The following is an 18,189-nucleotide window of genomic DNA, read 5'->3' as shown; positions in this document are numbered from 1 at the left end:
TCGCCTCCACTACATCTTTCCTTTTCTGATCACGCTGTTCTTTTATCGTAGCCATGGAAAGCAGTATACACTGCCAATACTTTCGGAACGATTAATAGCATTACCGAGGATGAACGGCGGGTGATTCTCAATCGCTGGTTATCGCCAGGTGGAGAGGTGCCCGAGGCAGGTCCTGTGTTGAAACTGACCAAGGAAGAGCGGGCCTGGCTGGCCGCGCATGGCGTCATCCGGTTGGGGGTCGACCCGGCCTGGCCGCCGGTTGAGTTTGTGCCGCAGGATGGTGGCTATAGTGGCATCGTCGCCGACTATATGAAGGTCGTGGGCGAGATGCTCGGGGTGGAGTTTGTCATCGAAGAGTCTACCTCCTGGGCCAAGGTGATGCAGAAGGCGCGTGGGCGGCAGCTGGATCTGGTGCCGGCGCTGGTGCGAGATGAAGCGCGTGACAGCTTTCTCAACTTCACTCGCCCCTATCTCAACTTTCCTTTTGTGGTATTTGTGCGTGACGATGCGGCTCTGATCACCGGCCTGGAGGATCTCAGTGGCAAGCGGGTGGTGGTGGAGCAGGAGTATGTGACCCTCGACTACCTGAAAAGGGATCATCCCGATATTGAGGTGGTGCAGGTACCCACCTCGGAAGAGGCGCTACGACGACTCTCTCTGGGAGAGGTGGATGCCTATATAGGTAATCTGACGGTGGGCAGTTACCTGATCACTAACCGGGGCATCAGCAACGTCAAGGTTGCCGCCCCCACTCCTTACAGTTTCGATCTGAGTGTCGGGGTGCGCAAGGATTGGCCCGAACTGGTCTCAATCCTGCAGAAGGCGCTGGATGTGATCCCCCAGAAAGAGGTGATAGCTATCCGCCAGAAGTGGTTTGCAGTGCGCTACGAGATGGGGGTGGATTACACGCTGGCGTTGCAGATCGCGATCGGTGCGGTGTTGATCATTCTGTTGGCGGCGCTCTGGGTGGTGTATCTAAGGCGCGAGCAGCGCCGATTGCAACGCAGTGAGGAGCAGTTGAGAAACATCATCAACACCATTCCCCTGGCCATCACCATCAGCGACCTGGAAGGCACTATCCAGATGGCTAACCCGCAGGCGGCATTGGATGTCGAGTGTGAAAGTGGAGAGCTGATCGGACGCAACATGTTGGGCTTTTATCTGAGTGAGAGTGACCGGGTCGAGGTGTTGCAGCGGTTTCAGGTGGAGGGCCAGATCCACAGTTATCCGATCCGTTTTGCCACCGATCGGGGTGGAGTGATCGAGGGGCTACTCTCTGCTATTCCGATTCGTATCGGTGACAAACTCATGAACCTCGGCATACTGGTCAATCTGACCGATCGAATCCGTATGGAACGGGAGCTGGCGGAGGCGAAAGAGGCTGCTGAGCAGGCGAACCGCTTCAAGAGCAACTTCCTGGCGAACATGAGCCACGAGATCCGTACCCCGATGAACGCGATCATCGGTATGAGCCATCTGGCACTGCAGACCGAATTGACGCCGAAGCAGCTTGACTATTTGCAGAAGATCCAGAGTTCTTCCCTCCACCTGCTGGGCATCATCAACGACACCCTCGACTTCTCCAAGATTGAGGCGGGCCGGCTGGAGATCGAGACCACCCACTTTCAGCTCGATGAGGTGCTGGAGAACCTCGCCACCCTGCTCAATATCAAAGCGGTGGAGAGGCGGCTGGAGCTGGTCTTTGAGCGCGAATTGGATGTGCCGGACCGGCTGATCGGTGATCCGCTGCGGCTTGGGCAGGTGCTGCTGAATCTGGCGCAGAATGCAATCAAATTCACCGAAAGCGGCGAAGTGGTGGTTTCGGTACGGCTGCTGGATCGCTCAGCGCAGCAAGTGCGGGTCGGTTTCGAAATAAGAGACAGCGGAATCGGCATCGATCCTCAACGCCTGCCACATCTGTTTGATGCCTTTGTTCAGGCGGATGGCTCCACCAGTCGCCACTACGGTGGCACCGGGCTGGGGCTGAGCATCTGCAAGCAGCTGGTGGAACTGATGCAGGGGCAACTCTCAGTGGAGAGCCGGCTGGGAGAGGGGAGCTGTTTTCGCTTCGAATTGGCGTTCGGTCTGCAACCGGGGCAGCAACCGCGTCAGTTCGAACCCGACCCGGACCTGCAGGGGATGCGGGTACTGCTGGTGGATGACAACCCAATGGTGCGAACGGTGTTGGCAGATATGTTGCGTTCCTTCTCCTTTGAGGTGGAGGTCGGCGCCAACGCGGCGGAGGCCTACGAACTCCTGATGGGGGCCGGGGCGGTCGGTCTGGCCAAGCCGAAGCCGTTTCAGCTGGTGTTGATAGATTGGCACATGCCGCCGGTCAACGGTATCGACGCGGTGCAGCACATCAAGCAGGAGCTGGCGTTGGTGCAGCAGCCGAAGACGATCCTAGTTACCGCCTTCGGCCGGGAGGAACTGATGCAGCAGTCGCAGGCCGCTGGTCTGGATGCGGTGTTGCTCAAGCCGGCGAACCCTTCACTGTTGTTCGACACCATCATGTCGGTCTTCAAAGAGTCGGGGCGGGTACGTGAGACGGTGCCAGCTGCCCGCTTCGGTGTGACTCCAGGGCGTCTCAAAGGCAAGGTACTGCTGGTGGAGGATAACTCGATCAATCAACAGGTGGCGCTAGAGCTGTTACAGAGTTTTGGTCTGCTGGTGCTGGTGGCGGAGGATGGCAGGGCTGCATTGCGGCGGCTGCAGGAGAGTGCGTTTGATCTAGTGCTGATGGATGTGCAGATGCCCCTGATGGACGGTTATGAAACAACCCGGCAGATTCGGCAGCAACCGGAGCTGCAACAGCTGCCGATTATCGCTATGACCGCCCACGCCATGAGCGGTGACCGGGAGAAGTGTCTTGATGCGGGCATGAGCGATTATCTGTCGAAGCCGATCGACCCCGCAAAACTACTGGCAACCCTGCGTCACTGGCTCGGCGAGCAACTGCTGTCAGAGGCTGAGGTTGCAGATCTCCCACAGGATCAGGCGGCCTTCCCTGATGCGGTGCCTGGAGTGGATCTGAACTGGGGGATGCAGCGGGTGGGCGGTAACCGGGCGCTCTATCTCAAACTGCTAAAGGGATTCATCAGCCACCACGCTGGCAGCTGTGAGCATCTCAAAGTGTTGCTGCAACAGCTGGAGATGGGGGATGCGATGCGCCTAGCACATACGCTGCATGGGGTGGCGGGAAATATTGGTGCACGCCAGTTGGAACAGAGTGCCGGCAAACTGGAGAGCGCTATGCGGCAAGCCCGAGAGGATGAGCTGCCGTCACTGATTGAGGATTTTTGCCGACAGGCAGAGGTAGTGTTTGCCGGCTTGGGCCAGTTGATGCAGCAGGAGCGTGCCAGCCACAGAGAGGTGTTCGGTCTGCCCCAGGTGAGTGAGCCGGCGCTTACTGATGCGGAGTTAAGGTCGTTACTCGTTACGCTTAAGGAGCAGTTCACTTCGGGTGATGCTGATGCGCGTGAGAGCGTCGAACGACTGGTGAACGATGTGCGTTTCAAACGGGTGGACCTCGGGCAACAGGCGGAAAGCCTGCGGGATGCTGTCATGAACTATGATTTTGACGAAGCTGCCGATATTTTCGGGCAGATAATAGAAGCGCTGGATATTTCGATAGACGAGGTCCTGGATGACGAGTGATACCGGACACAGCATTCTGGTGGTAGATGACGAGAGTTTCTACATCAATGTATTGGTCGATCTGCTCAGGGAACAGTACCGGGTGACTGTCGCCAAGAGCGGACAGCAGGCGCTCTCCCGCGTCAGCAGCGAGATTCCGCCAGACTTGATCCTGCTCGACATTCTGATGCCAGAGATGGATGGCTATGAAGTCTGTAAACAGCTCAAAGCTGATCCGTGTACTGTCGATATTCCGGTGATCTTCCTCACCGTGAAGAGTGAAGTCGATGATGAGATCCGTGGTTTTCAGCTGGGGGCGGTGGATTACATTACCAAGCCCATGAGCCCGCCGCTTGTGCTGTCACGGGTCAAGACCCACTTGGCCCTGAGTCAGACCCGACGGATCCTGAAAAATCAGAACCAGCTGCTTGAAGAGCGGGTGAGGGAACGTACCCATGAGATCTCCCGTACCCAGGATGTAGCGATCTTCTGTCTGGCGTCACTGGCCGAGACGCGGGACAACGAAACCGGAAACCATATTCGGCGTACCCAGCACTACATACAGTTGCTGGCCAACCATCTCAAAGCCTATCCGCGCTTCCAGAAAACCCTGAATAATGAGTATATCGACCTGCTTTTCAAATCGGCGCCGCTGCACGATATCGGCAAGGTGGGGGTGGCTGACAAGATCTTGTTGAAGCCGGGTAAGCTCGATCCAGCTGAATGGGAGGAGATGAAACGTCATGCCCAGTATGGTTTCGATGCCCTGTTGAGAGCAGAGCAGGAGTTGGGCAGTACCGCTTTTCTGCAACTTGCCCGTGAGATCTGCCTGACCCACCATGAGAAATGGGATGGAACTGGCTACCCGAATGGCCTAATAGGTGAGGCGATCCCCCTGAGTGGACGTCTGATGGCGCTGGCGGATGTCTATGATGCCTTGATCACTTCCCGCGTTTACAAAGAAGCCTTCTCCCATGAGACTGCGGTTGAGATGATCCGAGAGGAGAGAGGCCGCCATTTTGATCCCGAGGTGGTCAGAGCCTTTCTCGATTTGGAGGACTCCTTTCAGGCGATCGCAAATCGATTCACCGAATGAGCGGTGTTCCCCTCCTGTCTCTCCGGCACGGACCGCAATGCACTGAAGCTTCTTCTACACCGGCCATAAGACAAAGATTTACCCTATCTTTTGCTTGAGTACTTCGGCGGCCTTCGGCCGCTGACTCTATTCCCTTCGTTTCCGCTGGCCCCGGTTGCTGATGGCCGCGTCATTTTTAAGCCTAAAGAATCGTTTTCCCGGGCCGATAGTCAGCGTGTAGCTGGTTGGTTGCCGTAGTGAACTCGCTCCGGGTTGTCGGCATTCCGCTCCAGGGAAAACCCACAAATACACACTCAGGAGAAAAGGCATGGCAAGCATTCTTGCAGTCGATGATTCCGCCTCCATGCGTCAGATGGTCTCTTTTACCCTTAAGGGTGGGGGTTATCAGGTGATTGAGGCGGTTGATGGCGTTGATGCATTGAGCAAAGCCAAAGGGCAGTCGGTCAATCTAGTGATTACAGACGTCAATATGCCTAATATGGACGGCATTGCATTGATAAAAGAGTTGCGAGCGCTTCCTGCATACAAATTTACCCCAATCCTGATGTTGACCACGGAGTCGAGTGGCGACAAGAAGCAGCTGGGCAAGTCCGCCGGTGCGACCGGCTGGATCGTCAAACCCTTCAATCCCGATCAATTGCTGGCTACGGTGAAAAAGGTCATCGGCTGATAGCCACTCATCTGACAGTTTGCCATCACGGGGGGGAGAGATCATGTCGATCGACATGGCGCAATTTCATCAGGTCTTCTTCGAGGAGAGCTTTGAAGGCCTGGAGATCATGGAGTCCGGGCTGCTTAATATGGACCCTGGCACAGTTGACGACGAAGAGATCAATGCCATCTTTCGTGCCGCCCATTCCATAAAAGGTGGCAGCGGCACCTTTGGCTTCAACGACATCGCCAGTTTCACCCATGTCATGGAGACCCTGCTGGATGAGATGCGGGATGGGCGACGCCCGGTCACCAGTGAGGCGGTAGATGCATTGCTGCGCTCGGTAGATATCCTGCGGGATATGCTCAGCGCCGCCAGTGAAGAGGGCGAGGTCGAGCAGGAGAAGGTCAAAAGCCAGCAGGCGGAGCTGGAGCAGATTCTCAGCAACAAAACGGCAGTGGCAGGCGAGGCGTCAACACCGGAAGTGGTGAGCGCTGCGGAAACCGTGGAGCCCCAAACTGAAGGTTGGCATATCGTGTTCCGGCCGTTGCTGAAAATGATGCGCACGGGTAATGACTCGCTACGCATTATCCGTGAGCTGGCGGAACTGGGCCGGCTGGAGCTACAGGCGGATCTCGAGGCTCTGCCAGCGCTGCAGAGCTACGAGCCGGAAGATAGCTACATTTCATGGGACATTTACCTCCATGGAGCGGTGGACCGGGAGGCCTTGGATGAGGTGTTTGTCTGGGTTGAGGATGATTGTGAGCTCATCATCATGCCCTTGATGTCGCAATCCGAGGCAGAGGAAGCCAGCGTCTCCGAATTATCAGCTGCTGAACCGAAAACCGCGGCGTCAGCAGAACCCCCTCAGTTAAAAGCAGTGCCGCCGCAACCAGAGCGCCGCGTTGAAAAGAATCGGCGATCGGGAAAAGAGCGGCGTACCAGTGGTAATCGGACTGCAGGCGGTGGCGGCGGGTCGATCCGTGTAGATATCGCCAAGATCGACAGCCTGATCAATATGGTGGGTGAGCTAGTTATCACCCAGTCGATGCTCAGCCTGTTGGGTGAGGATTTCGATATGGGCAAGCTAGAGCGGCTCAATGATGGCTTGGGCCAGCTGGAACGCCACACCCGTGAGCTGCAGGAGAGCGTGATGCAGATCCGCATGCTGCCTATCAGCTTTACCTTCAGCCGCTTTCCCCGCCTGGTGCATGATCTGAGCAACAAGCTTGGCAAGAAGATCGAGCTGAAGGTGAGCGGCGAAAATACCGAGGTGGACAAAACGGTGATCGAAAAGATCGGTGACCCGTTGGTCCATCTGGTGCGCAACAGCCTCGACCACGGCATCGAGATGCCCGATGAGCGTATTAGCGCCGGCAAGCCTGAGACTGGTGTGATCCAGCTCAGCGCATCCCACAAGGGTGGCAATATCGTCATCGAGATCCGCGATGATGGACGTGGCCTCAATCGCGACAAGATCGAGGCAAAGGCGATCGAGCGAGGAATTATCCCAGAAGGCCATATGCTTGAGGACCGGCAGATCTATGAACTGATATTCCAGGCCGGATTCTCAACGGCGGACGAGGTGAGTGATGTTTCTGGCCGTGGTGTTGGCATGGATGTGGTGCGCAGAAACATCAACGAACTGGGTGGCAGCATCGAGATCGAATCCGATCCGGGCAAGGGCTCTGCCATCATCATCCGACTGCCGCTGACCCTTGCGATCCTCGATGGCCAGACCGTATCTGTCGGCTCAGAGACCTATATCGTGCCGCTGGTTTCAATCATCGAATCGATCCAGGTTTCGGAGGAGATGATCAATCTGGTCGCCGGCCGCGGCGAGACCTTCAAGCTGCGCGGTGAGTATCTGCCGATCGTCAGGCTGCACGAGGTGTTCGGCATTGAAGACGTCAAGGCCACAAGCCTGAAAGAGGGATTGCTGGTAGTGGTCGAGGGTGAAGGACGCCATTGCGGGTTGTTTGTTGATGACCTACTTGGCCAGCAGCAGGTGGTGATCAAATCCCTTGAAGCCAACTACAAAAAAGTGGAGGGCATATCCGGAGCGACCATCCTTGGGGATGGCTCCGTCGCACTGATTATCGACATCCCTGGCCTGTTGCGATTGGCGACCCAGGCCCAAGTCAACGAGAAGCGGATTGCCTGACAAAGGGTGAGCAGATGAATACAGCAAAGAAACTTGAGCCGGTGGAGCTGGAGATGACGGGTCAGGAGTACCTGACTTTCTCCCTCGGCAGCGAAGACTACGGCGTGGATATCCTGCGGGTACAGGAGATTCGGGGCTGGGAGCTTGTCACGCGTATTCCGAATGCGCCGGACTATGTCAAAGGTGTGCTCAACCTGCGTGGATCCATCGTGCCGATCTTCGATCTGCGCCAAAGGCTGGGCCTGGAGCCTCAAGATTACAGTAAAGACACCGTGGTGATTGTTGTGCGTGTTAATGGCGAAAACAATTCACGGGCGATGGGCATGGTGGTTGATGCAGTTTCAGATGTGCTCAACGCCAACCCCAATACCATTCGTAATACCCCGGAATTTGGTGAAGCGATTGCCACTGAGTTCATCAGTGGGCTGGCCGATGCCGAGGGCAGGATGATCATGCTGCTGGATATCGATCAGCTCTTCAGCCAGAGGCGTGAGCAGGAACAAGAGAGTGTCGTCAATGCCTGAGCGGGCATTTGATGCAAATGGGAGAAGGTAAGTGAAGATCAATCAACCCGTCACCAATAATGAACGCTATATGAAGCCAGGCAGTATCTTGGTTTCCAAGACCGATCTCAAAGGCACTATCACCTACTGCAACAAAGATTTCGTCGAGATCAGTGGATTCAGCCGACGGGAGTTGTACGGCAAAAATCACAACATTGTGCGACACCCGGATATGCCGCCTCAGGCCTTTGAAGATCTGTGGGAGACCAGCAAGGCCGGTAAACCCTGGACCGGCATTGTTAAGAATCGCTGCAAAAACGGTGATTACTACTGGGTCAAGGCTAACGTTACGCCACTGCGCAGCAATGGCCGCGTGACTGAATATATGTCGGTTCGAACACCGCCAACCCGGGAGGAAATCGCTGCGGTTGAGCCGCTCTACCGGGGTCTGCTGGCCGATAGCAATGCGACTCTGGCACCCAAGGGCCTGGCCCGTTTGGCTGCTGGCTTTAAGCGGTTGCAGCTGAAAACCATACTCAACACCATTCTGTTCCTGATGGTCGTAATGTTCGTGGGATTGGCCGCGATGGTGCATTTCCAGGTGGCCGAGACGACTTTTCTGGCGTTACTGGCTGGTCTATCGCTGATCACCCTGGTCAGTGGTGCCTTCCTTAACCGCCACATTACTCGTCCCATGAAGTATATCCAGGAGAAGCTGGATCAGATAGCTGAAGGCAACTACTTCGATTGGGTCGAGAACGATCGTGATGATGAGATCGGTCAGATGCTCCAAAGCCTCAAATCGACCCAGATCAAGCTAGGTTTCGATGTGATGGATGCGCGTGAGCAGGCGAACGAAGCAGGACGCTTGAAAGAGGCGCTGGATAACAGCTCAACCAGCGTTACCGTATCGGATAAGGACAACATCCTGATCTTTATGAACAAGGCCGCCCGTGCCCAGTTCGAAGTCTTGGGTGAGAATGTCCGCAGCCAGGGTAAGCCATTTGACGTCGATGGGTTGCTTGGTTCCAGTCTTGCCGATTTCTTTCCTGATGAAAAGCTGGCTGAGATGTATCGGACGCAGCTTTCTGAAACACGCACTAGCCAGTTTGATGCCTGGTCGCGCAGTTTCAAGTTGATTACCAGTCCCGTGTTAGACAGTGATGGGGACTATCAGGGTCGTGTGACCCAATGGATCGATATTACCGAAGAGTTGAAAGTGGAGCGTGAGATCGATGCCATTGTAGGCGCAGCGAAAGGCGGAGATCTCAGCCAGCGGATCGAACTTGAAGGCAAGACAGGTTTCTTTGTCCAGCTGGCGGGGGGGATCAACGAGCTGATCAATACTGTTGATCAGGTGTTTTCTGATATTGGTCAGGCGATGCAGCGACTTTCTAAAGGTGATCTGACCAAGCCTATCTCCGCTGACTATGCTGGCACCTTTGGCGAGGTGAGGGACAACGTCAATAGCACCATCACGAACCTTGAGAAGGTGGTGGTGCAGCTGAATGAATCCGCCGACGTGATCCGTACCGGGGCTGGTGAGATATCCGCTGGCAACAACAACCTCTCCTCCCGTACCGAACAGCAGGCTGCAAGCCTGGAAGAGACGGCATCCTCGATGGAGGAGCTGACCAGCACGGTGCGCAACAATGCAGATAATGCCCAGCAGGCGAATCAGCTTGCCGCCAGCGCCAGGAGTACTGCGGAACATGGTGGTGAAGTCGTCAGCAGTGCAGTACAGGCGATGAATGCAATCAATACCGCCAGCAGCAAAATTGCTGAGATCATTGGCGTGATTGACGAGATCGCATTTCAGACCAACCTGCTGGCGCTGAATGCCTCGGTAGAGGCGGCCCGAGCCGGCGAACAGGGACGGGGGTTTGCGGTGGTTGCGACCGAAGTGCGGAATCTGGCCGGACGTAGCGCCACTGCAGCCAAGGAGATCAAGGAGTTGATCCAGGACAGCGTGCATAAGGTGAAAAGCGGTGCCGAACTGGTGAATGAGTCGGGTGAAACGCTGGAGCAGATTGTGACCAGCGTAAAGAAGGTTGGCGACATCATCTCAGAGATTGCAGCGGCCAGTCAGGAACAGTCCTCTGGCATCGATCAAGTCAATCTTGCTGTGACCAGCATGGATGAGGTGACGCAGCAGAATGCTGCGCTTGCAGAGCAGACATCTGCAGCCGCAGCCTCAATGAATGAAAAGGCGCAGCAGCTGGATTCTCTGGTGCGTTTTTTTAAGACTGATGCAACAAGTCGGCATTCTGCAGCGCCGCTTCCAACAGCGAGAGCGAAGCGGATCCAGCCTGTAAGAGAGATGAAGCAATCACCGGTGGCAAAAGAGGCTGTGGCTGCTTCGCAATCCACACAGAGCAGCGTTCGCAAGATCACCCCAGTGCCTGAAAGCGATAGCGATGAATGGGAAGAGTTTTAACGCCGCAGCATTGCAACCCAACTATGTATCTGCCTTGGCAAAGCGTTTGACTGCTTGAAGCAAGGCCTGAACAGAAAACTGATGAAAGAGATCGCGCTATGAAAGTCAACCAGCCGGTAACCGGGGTCGAGATCCCGTTGCAGGAAGATACGATCATTGTCTCCACGACAGATCTGAAAGGCATGATCACCTCTGCCAATGGTGCCTTTATCGAGATCTCAGGCTTTAGCGAGGCTGAGTTGCTTGGTAGGAATCATAATATCGTGCGTCATCCAGATGTTCCTGCGGCGGCGTTTCAGGATCTTTGGGATACGATTAAGAGGGGGCATCCTTGGACCGGTATCGTCAAAAATCGGGCAAAGAGTGGTGACCATTACTGGGTCAAGGCAAACGTAACGCCTATCTATTAGAATGGCCAGGTTGTGGAGTACATGTCAGTGCGCACCAAGCCTACAGCGGAGGAGGTTGAAGATGCAGAAGTGCTCTATCGGGCTATCAACAGTGGCAGTTATAAAGGTGATGGCTGGCTGACTCGCAGACTGAAAGGAATAGGAAATCTGCCTCTGTTGAAGAAGTTCTATCTGGTCATGTTGTTCATGGCTGTGAGCTTTTTGATTTCCGGAGTGGCGGCATGGAGTCCTATGCAGCATGCAGAGGTGCAGTGGCATAACTATCAGGAGCAGGTTGCAGAGCGGCAGACTCTACTCTCTGAGATGAAGTCACAACTTGGCTGTGGTGGTGCGATACACAACTTTAAAAACTATGTGCTGCGTGGCCAGCTGAAGTATGCAGAGCGGTTCCGCGGCAATTATCAAAGGCTACTGAAACTTTTGGATCAGTACGCCGCCCTTGCTTCAGTCTCGTCAGAGGAACAGCAAGCGCTGTCGAAAATACGTAGTGTCGCTGACAGTTATGCCGGAATGATCGACCAAGTGGTGAGTATGAGTACCGCTGGAGAGTCGCCAACTGCAATCGATGGCGTGGTCAAGATCAATGATCAGCCTGCGCTTGAGGGTCTTGAGACGCTGAAGATGGAGTACGCCCGCTTGACGTCTGCTCAAACAGCCGAGCTTGAAAGCACCATAGGTTTTGGAAAGAGCGTGTCTGCTCTGATGCCGCCGGTTGGTTTCATCATGCTCTTTATTATCTTCTTCCTGGTACTGAAACGTGCTGTTTTGAACCCCATAGAGGCTTCACTCGGGTATTTTCGCCGAATCGCTGAAGGCCACTTTTCCGATGACATTGAGTTACGTCGTGGAGATGAGATTGGTGATCTCTATCGCGGCATCAAAATTATGCAGACGAAGGTAGGGTTTGACGTTAACGATGCCAGGGAGAGGGCGGAATCAGTAGCCCGCATCAAGACTGCACTGGATAACGTCTCAAGCTGTGTAATGATGGCAGACAATGAACGTAATATCGTCTACATGAACAAGACCGTTCGCTCTCTGTTTGAGGTGGCTGAAGCAGATATTCGTAGCCAGTTGCCTGGGTTTGATGCCAGTCAGTTGATGGGGACAAACATTGATCTGCTCTACAAGCATTCTGAGCGCGAGGCAAAAATACTAGAAGGTCTCACAAAAACTTATAGATCAGAGTTGAGGATTGGCGGTCGAACCATGGGCATTATCGCCAATCCGGTGCTTACGGAGGATGGCCGGCGTCTGGGTACTGCAGTGGAATGGAGTGACCGGACCAGTGAAGTGGCTGTCGAGGATGAGCTGGAGAATATCGTGGCAGCAGCGCTCCACGGTGACCTGAGCAGGCGGGTCAGCCTGGAAGGAAAAACAGGTTTCTTTAGTCATCTTGCAAAAGGGATCAATGCTCTGATCGATCAGATGAGCCGCGTTTTTGATGATGTAGCTAGCACGATGAAGCGGGTCAAAGAAGGGGATCTGAGCGAAGGGATCACGCATGAATATTCAGGAACCTTTGGCGAAATTAAGGAGGCGGTGAACGAATCTACATTTAATCTCAACAGAATGATCGCTCAATTGAGAGAGGCAACGGACAGCATGATCGGTGCGGCGGGCGAGATATCTTCGGGCAATAGTAATCTGTCTGCCCGTACCGAACAGCAGGCGAGCAGTCTTCAGGAGACTGCTGCAAGTATGGAGGAGTTGACATCAACGGTTAGAAACAATGCGGACAATGCGCAACAGGCTAATCAGTTGGCGATGAGGGCGAGAAGCTCTGCAGAGCGCGGTGGAGCGGTCGTACAAAATGCGATTCATGCCATGGATGAAATTAACCAGTCAAGTAACAAGATCTCGGAGATCATCGGTGTTATCGACGAGATTGCATTTCAAACCAATCTTCTTGCGTTGAACGCCTCTGTCGAGGCGGCTCGGGCCGGAGAGCAGGGGCGTGGTTTTGCAGTGGTTGCTACAGAGGTAAGAAATCTTGCCGGTAGAAGCGCGACTGCTGCGAAGGAGATAAAAAATCTGATCAAAGACAGTGCTGCGAAGGTTGAAAGTGGAGCAAGCCTGGTAAATGAATCGGGTTCCACTCTGGAAGAGATTGTTTCAGAAGTTAAAAAGGTTGGGGATATCGTTTCTGAAATTGCAGCGGCAAGTCTCGAGCAATCGGAAGGTATTGAACAGGTTAACCAGGCTGTTACCAATATGGATGAGTTGACTCAGCAGAATGCAGCGTTGGCGGAGCAGACTTCTTCAACAGCGGTCGCTATGAGTGAAAAGGCGCAGGATATGGAAAGGTTGATACGGTTTTTCAACCTAGAGAACAAGCATAGTGGTGGAGCTTGCGAAGAAAAAGAGGCAGATAGCTTCGATTTTCATGCTGCTCGCGCTGCACATCTCTCATGGAAGATGCGGTTGCGTGACTTTTTGGATGGTAAGAAGTCGATGCATAACGAAGAGGCAGTGTCTCATCGTGATTGCGCACTTGGAAAGTGGCTCTATGGTTTTGCTATGGATGAGTATGGGCATATCGAAGAGATGCAGGTGATGGAGAAGCTGCATGAGAAGATGCACTCCGTTATCAAAGATGTGGTTTCTCTTCGGAACGCTGGAGATGATGAAAACGCAGAGGCTGCATTTGCAGAGGTTGGCCCGCTTTCAGATGAGATCATCCATCTGCTAAAGCGGGTAGAAGCAATGGTGGAAGAGTAATCCTTGTTGTATGACAGAGAGTGGCAATGAGGTTTAAAAATGGTTGCTGATATGAAGGTAGGTAGTGAGGCTGGTTCAACTGAGGTGGCGCAGTCGGTGAGTGGCCAGTATCTGAGTTTTACTCTTGGTGGTGAGCACTACGGCGTGGATATCCTTCGTGTGCAAGAGATCAAGGGATGGGAAGAGGTGAGGGCTTTGCCTGACACCCCGGAGTATGTGAAGGGAGTGCTCGACCTGCGTGGCGCCATTGTTCCGATCATTGATCTTCGGGCGCGCTTTAAGCTTGAAAAAATCGAGTATACGCCGACAACGGTGATCATAGTGCTTTCTATTGAGCAGGGCGAGGGAAGCAACATAGTCGGGGTTGTGGTGGATGGTGTGTCAGATGTGCTTGATATAAGTGACAGTTTGACGAGGTCTGCGCCTGATTTGGGGGCTCATATTAACACCCGGTTTATTACAGGGATGGTCTCAGAGGGTGAGCGAATGGTCGTCCTTCTGGATGTGGATAAGCTGTTTTCCCCTGATGATCTAGGGGTGTTAGGCGCCTCTGGATGAATCTTGGCGAGCAGAATTGTGAGGGCAAGTTTTCCGATGCAAGGCGGAAATCGCAGGTAATAAGCGGTCTATTGCCTAGATTTCAAACGCAGCAGAGGGAAATATGGACCGCAAAGTTGTCGTCTGTGATTCGTTCAGAGCTCCTTAGAAAACGTCGACTGATCTGAGGTAAATAAAAGCATGCGCCGTATTGCGGTAATCAACCAGAAAGGGGGAGTGGGTAAGACAACCATTACTACCAATCTTGGGCATGCACTGGCCTTGAAAGGATATCGAGTTACGGTTGTCGATCTTGATCCACAAGGCCAGCTCGCAGCCAGTCTGGGGATGTTTCGGCCACCTGTGGAGGGTGTGGATCAGGTTCTGTTAAACGGGGCAGAACTGGAATCTGCAGTGATAAATACACGTGATTTATTGCAGTTGGTGTCGGCGGGTAACAACCTACAGCAGGTGGAAGAGTTGAGGGGAGGGGGAGCCGCCAGGGCAAGTATTCTTAAGAATGCGCTGGAAGGTCAGTTCAGTGATCAAGACTTTATCCTGTTCGACTGTCCACCATCGGCAGGAATTCTTGTCTCGAATGCCATGTTTGCTGCTGATGAGGTTCTGATCCCGGTTAGTGGTGATTACCTCTCTCTCAGTGGTCTGGCCAAGATGATGATGACGCTGAAACGGTTTGAGCCATATCTTGAAAAGCCCCACGAAAAATGGATTGAGATGAGTCGTGTCTATCCTCGCAGGCGACTGTTTAGGGAGGTGTGCAACAAACTGCTTGGCCATTTTCCCGGACAGGTGTTGGCAAACCCCATAAAGGAAGCCGCAGTGATGGCGGAGTGCCCGGGAGTCGGGCGAACCATATTCGAATATCGCCGATCAAGCCAGTCAGCAAAAGAGTTTGAGGCTCTGGCAACCGATCTTCTTGAAAGGAGGACAATGTGAGTACTTCCAAAAAAGGACCCCAGGCGTCGGTGATGAGTCATGATCCGCTTGCTAATTTCGATGAACTGGATGCCAAAGATGTACCAGTTGATGTTGCTGGGGGTGCAGTAGCTGATTCTGTGCCAGAGATTGGGACCGGCACAGAACAACAGGTGGCGTCGGTGGATTCTGATGCGCAGAAGGTTGATTGTGATGAAAACGAGGCCTCCCTCAATGAGGCACATGAGACAACAGATGATGATCTGACTGTGGCTGCGCCTAATCAAGAGGATGATGAGATGGGCGGAATCAATCTTGGAGATAGTCTGACAATACAGGAAGTAAGCAATCTGCACGATACAGTGAAGTCTGCACTCTCAACAGGCGGCACTCTCACCTTTCACGGAGGAAGTGTGGAGCGGATTGATGGCGCAGGCATTCAGTTGCTATGCGCGATATTCAAAGAAGCAAACTCGCAACACATGAAAATTTCTTGGGGGAGTGCCTCAGAAGTTCTTGTCAATGCTGTCAAGTTGGTGGGGGTGGCCCAAGCCATTGAGTTGGCGGGTGAGTCGGAATGAGTGGCAAGGGGGAGATGGGGATGTCAATGCACAACAATCTGCCTTCAACTGCGACCCAGCCTGATCTTGACTGGAGTCAGGTTCGTGAAACCGTTCGGATGCTGAATCTGGCAGTGGCACAGATTGAGGTGGCCATGAGAGAAGGAGATGACTCAGTAGAGACTCTTACAAATTCATTTACCTCTATGATTGAAAGTTCAAGCTCAATTGTTCAGGCAGTTGAGCGATTGCAGAACACGGGAAAGGATGAGGGGCTAATTGCAGAAGTAGAAAAGGAAAGCAGTCTGATCTCTGAGAAGATGCAGGCTGGTGTTATTGCATTCCAATTTTACGACAAGCTATCACAGCGATTGGCACATGTGAGTCATGCGTTGGCGGCCCTTTCTGAGTTGGTTGAGGACGGAAGTAGAATATTCAACCCAAATGAGTGGATTGGGCTGCAGACAAAAATACGCTCCAAGTACAATATGCGTGAAGAACAGGCAATGTTTGATTCTTTGCTTGAAGGGAAAACTGTTGATGAGGTGCTGGCTAATGGCGTTGGGATAACGCATGAGCCTGATAATGATATTGAGCTTTTTTGATCGGCGGGCAGGCTGCCAAACGGCGATTTTTTAAGACTAGTGAAAGTTTGCCGTAAACAATGGTGCAGTGTATGGAGGTTGTGTCGAGTATGGTTGAGCGAGAATTTGTTTTTTCTCAGAAGAACTTCGATTTTCTGCGCTCTATATCGAACAAGAAGACGGGCATTGTTGTTACCGACGACAAGTTCAATATGTTCTATGCGCGCCTCTCACGAAGGTTGCGTAAGTTGGGATTGGCAGATTTTGATTCTTACTGTGATCTGATTCGAAGCGATCCAAATGGTGAAGAAATGATCGAGTTGGTTAATGCGGTAACAACCAACTTAACCTCATTCTTTCGTGAAAACCACCACTTTGAATATCTCTCTGAAACTATTGTCCCAGAAATGGTGAAGAATAAGCCCGCCGAACGGAAGGTCCGCATTTGGTCAGCAGGTTGCTCAACTGGTGAAGAGCCTTATTCCCTTGGAATAACTCTCCATGAGGCTCTCGCTCCTCATGTTGGATGGAATGCGGAGATATTGGCAACCGATATCGATTCCAATGTCCTTGCGAAAGCAGCATCTGGTATCTATTCCGCTGAGCGGGTTGATGGTCTTGATTCAAGGCGACTGCAGAAATGGTTCATGCGAGGGAAGGGGGCTAATAGTGGGATGGTGCGACTTAAGCCGGAAATCATGGGGTTAATCCGCTTTGGTCAGTTAAACCTGATGGAGGATTGGCGGCTGGAACAGCCGCAGGATGTGATCTTTTGTAGGAACGTGATTATCTATTTTGACAAGGTATCGAAAACCAAGTTGGTTGAACGGTTTGCGGACAACATCAAAGAGGGAGGTTATCTGTTTATTGGGCATTCTGAGTCATTGTTTAAGTTAACTGATCGTTTCGAGTTAATTGGCAAGACCATATACAGAAAAATCAGGTAGAATTAAAATGTCGCGTCACCAATTAGGCAAGCCACTTCCTGGCTTTGAACGGATCAACCGCTACTGGGACAGGCAACATTCCACTGCTGCGGCAAAGATTCTGCCTGGCGAATACTATGTTACAAAGCAGGATGAAATTATTACTACAGTTCTTGGCTCGTGTGTGTCAGCGTGTGTTTGGGATCAAGTCTTTGGTATCGGCGGAATGAATCACTTCATGCCGCCTCTTAGTGAGAGCGGAAACTGGGGAGGAGGGGCGATTATCAGTGGGGCTACCCGTTACGGAAACTATGCAATGGAGCACATGATCAATGACATCCTTAAACATGGAGGGCACCGGCCAAACCTTGCGGTAAAGATATTCGGTGGGGGGAAAATCATCAGCAACATATCGAATGTGGGTGGGAATAATGTCGATTTTGTGAAGTCATACATTCAGGAGGAAGGGCTGAAGCTGATGAGCGAGGATGTGGGAGACATATATCCTAGAAAAGTTGTGTTTTTCCCTGCGAGTGGACGGGTTAGAGTGAAAAAACTTAAACGCATGCACAACGATACAATTGTTCAGCGAGAAAAAGTATATCAGCACGATATTGAACAAGAGCCGCTGGAAGGGGCGGTAGAGCTTTTTTGATGTCGATTGATAGATTGTTGGGCGGGGATCCTGAATAGATAGAAGAGGATGGCATGATCAAAGTTTTAGTGGTGGATGACTCTGCTTTGGTGCGGCAACTCCTAACATCGATTCTCGATGCCGATCCTGGTATTCAAATTGTTGGCACCGCAGTTGACCCATACCAGGCGAGAGAGAAAATAAAAAAATTGTCACCTGATGTTTTGACGCTGGATATTGAAATGCCGCGTATGGATGGAGTGACATTTTTGGGGAATCTGATGCGACTACGCCCAATGCCAGTAGTAATGGTTCCGAAAGTATTGGCAGTGTATACTGCTTTCCATGGCTACGATAAAAGAACAGCGTGATCAGAAAAGGAAAGATGTAGTG

At 52.7% G+C, this 18,189-nt stretch carries 14 protein-coding genes and 1 pseudogene; all 15 read left to right on the top strand.

Annotated elements, in window-relative coordinates; translation table 11 throughout:
- The first annotated feature begins 177 nt into the window (after positions 1 to 177).
- The gene (locus tag Ga0074115_RS09695) at positions 178 to 3,657 is read left to right on the top strand and encodes a response regulator (RefSeq protein WP_232433026.1); all 3,480 of its coding nucleotides are present in this window, start codon (positions 178 to 180) and stop codon (positions 3,655 to 3,657) included.
- Complete coding sequence (locus Ga0074115_RS09690) at positions 3,647 to 4,732, top strand: response regulator (protein WP_057956427.1); 1,086 nt, start codon at positions 3,647 to 3,649, stop codon at positions 4,730 to 4,732. The genes Ga0074115_RS09695 and Ga0074115_RS09690 overlap by 11 nt, the downstream gene beginning before the upstream one ends.
- Before the next feature lie 307 nt (positions 4,733 to 5,039).
- Entirely contained in the window at positions 5,040 to 5,402 is a 363-nt protein-coding gene (locus Ga0074115_RS09685) for a response regulator (protein WP_005958589.1), read from the top strand.
- A 43-nt stretch (positions 5,403 to 5,445) separates the two neighbouring features.
- Positions 5,446 to 7,548, top strand: coding sequence for a chemotaxis protein CheA (locus Ga0074115_RS09680; protein WP_060528462.1), 2,103 nt, complete (start codon positions 5,446 to 5,448; stop codon positions 7,546 to 7,548).
- Positions 7,549 to 7,562: 14 nt separating this feature from the next.
- On the top strand, positions 7,563 to 8,072 hold the full coding sequence (locus Ga0074115_RS09675; RefSeq protein WP_057957364.1) for a chemotaxis protein CheW: 510 nt from the start codon (positions 7,563 to 7,565) through the stop codon (positions 8,070 to 8,072).
- Between the two features lie 31 nt (positions 8,073 to 8,103).
- Positions 8,104 to 10,488 carry a methyl-accepting chemotaxis protein gene (locus tag Ga0074115_RS17100; RefSeq protein ID WP_060528461.1) on the top strand — a complete coding sequence of 795 codons (2,385 nt, stop codon included), beginning with the start codon at positions 8,104 to 8,106 and terminating at the stop codon, positions 10,486 to 10,488.
- Between the two features lie 98 nt (positions 10,489 to 10,586).
- Positions 10,587 to 10,898, top strand: coding sequence for a PAS domain-containing protein (locus Ga0074115_RS16785; protein WP_232433025.1), 312 nt, complete (start codon positions 10,587 to 10,589; stop codon positions 10,896 to 10,898).
- Positions 10,899 to 10,919: 21 nt separating this feature from the next.
- Complete coding sequence (locus Ga0074115_RS09665; protein WP_232433024.1) at positions 10,920 to 13,619, top strand: methyl-accepting chemotaxis protein; 2,700 nt, start codon at positions 10,920 to 10,922, stop codon at positions 13,617 to 13,619.
- Positions 13,620 to 13,658: 39 nt separating this feature from the next.
- Positions 13,659 to 14,177, top strand: coding sequence for a chemotaxis protein CheW (locus Ga0074115_RS09660; RefSeq protein ID WP_005958594.1), 519 nt, complete (start codon positions 13,659 to 13,661; stop codon positions 14,175 to 14,177).
- A gap of 180 nt (positions 14,178 to 14,357) precedes the next feature.
- The gene (locus tag Ga0074115_RS09655; protein WP_057957248.1) at positions 14,358 to 15,113 is read left to right on the top strand and encodes a ParA family protein; all 756 of its coding nucleotides are present in this window, start codon (positions 14,358 to 14,360) and stop codon (positions 15,111 to 15,113) included.
- Complete coding sequence (locus tag Ga0074115_RS09650; RefSeq protein ID WP_057957247.1) at positions 15,110 to 15,673, top strand: STAS domain-containing protein; 564 nt, start codon at positions 15,110 to 15,112, stop codon at positions 15,671 to 15,673. The genes Ga0074115_RS09655 and Ga0074115_RS09650 overlap by 4 nt, the downstream gene beginning before the upstream one ends.
- Positions 15,670 to 16,257 (top strand): hypothetical protein, encoded by a 588-nt coding sequence (locus tag Ga0074115_RS09645; protein ID WP_060528460.1) that lies wholly within the window; start codon positions 15,670 to 15,672, stop codon positions 16,255 to 16,257. Before Ga0074115_RS09650 ends, Ga0074115_RS09645 begins: the two co-directional genes overlap by 4 nt.
- An 89-nt stretch (positions 16,258 to 16,346) precedes the next feature.
- Positions 16,347 to 17,183 carry a CheR family methyltransferase gene (locus tag Ga0074115_RS09640; RefSeq protein WP_198295062.1) on the top strand — a complete coding sequence of 279 codons (837 nt, stop codon included), beginning with the start codon at positions 16,347 to 16,349 and terminating at the stop codon, positions 17,181 to 17,183.
- Between the two features lie 7 nt (positions 17,184 to 17,190).
- On the top strand, positions 17,191 to 17,817 hold the full coding sequence (gene cheD / locus Ga0074115_RS09635) for a chemoreceptor glutamine deamidase CheD (protein WP_057957246.1): 627 nt from the start codon (positions 17,191 to 17,193) through the stop codon (positions 17,815 to 17,817).
- Positions 17,818 to 17,870: 53 nt separating this feature from the next.
- Positions 17,871 to 18,110, top strand: a pseudogene (locus Ga0074115_RS09630) (response regulator); the annotation flags it as partial.
- Between the last annotated feature and the right edge of the window lie 79 nt (positions 18,111 to 18,189).

This window comes from endosymbiont of Ridgeia piscesae, from assembly GCF_001443665.1.
Lineage (GTDB): Bacteria > Pseudomonadota > Gammaproteobacteria > Chromatiales > Chromatiaceae > Endoriftia > Endoriftia persephonae.
The sequence above is the reverse complement of the archived record's forward strand: the minus strand, read 5'-3'. Positions and strand labels throughout refer to the sequence as shown.

Coding starts and splice junctions, on each gene's coding strand:
- Ga0074115_RS09690 (WP_057956427.1), top strand. CDS start 3,647: ATGACGAGTGATACCGGACACAGCATTCTGGTGGTAGATGACGAGAGT.
- Ga0074115_RS09685 (WP_005958589.1), top strand. CDS start 5,040: ATGGCAAGCATTCTTGCAGTCGATGATTCCGCCTCCATGCGTCAGATG.
- Ga0074115_RS09680 (WP_060528462.1), top strand. CDS start 5,446: ATGTCGATCGACATGGCGCAATTTCATCAGGTCTTCTTCGAGGAGAGC.
- Ga0074115_RS09675 (WP_057957364.1), top strand. CDS start 7,563: ATGAATACAGCAAAGAAACTTGAGCCGGTGGAGCTGGAGATGACGGGT.
- Ga0074115_RS16785 (WP_232433025.1), top strand. CDS start 10,587: ATGAAAGTCAACCAGCCGGTAACCGGGGTCGAGATCCCGTTGCAGGAA.
- Ga0074115_RS09665 (WP_232433024.1), top strand. CDS start 10,920: ATGTCAGTGCGCACCAAGCCTACAGCGGAGGAGGTTGAAGATGCAGAA.
- Ga0074115_RS09660 (WP_005958594.1), top strand. CDS start 13,659: ATGGTTGCTGATATGAAGGTAGGTAGTGAGGCTGGTTCAACTGAGGTG.
- Ga0074115_RS09655 (WP_057957248.1), top strand. CDS start 14,358: ATGCGCCGTATTGCGGTAATCAACCAGAAAGGGGGAGTGGGTAAGACA.
- Ga0074115_RS09645 (WP_060528460.1), top strand. CDS start 15,670: ATGAGTGGCAAGGGGGAGATGGGGATGTCAATGCACAACAATCTGCCT.
- Ga0074115_RS09640 (WP_198295062.1), top strand. CDS start 16,347: ATGGTTGAGCGAGAATTTGTTTTTTCTCAGAAGAACTTCGATTTTCTG.
- cheD (WP_057957246.1), top strand. CDS start 17,191: ATGTCGCGTCACCAATTAGGCAAGCCACTTCCTGGCTTTGAACGGATC.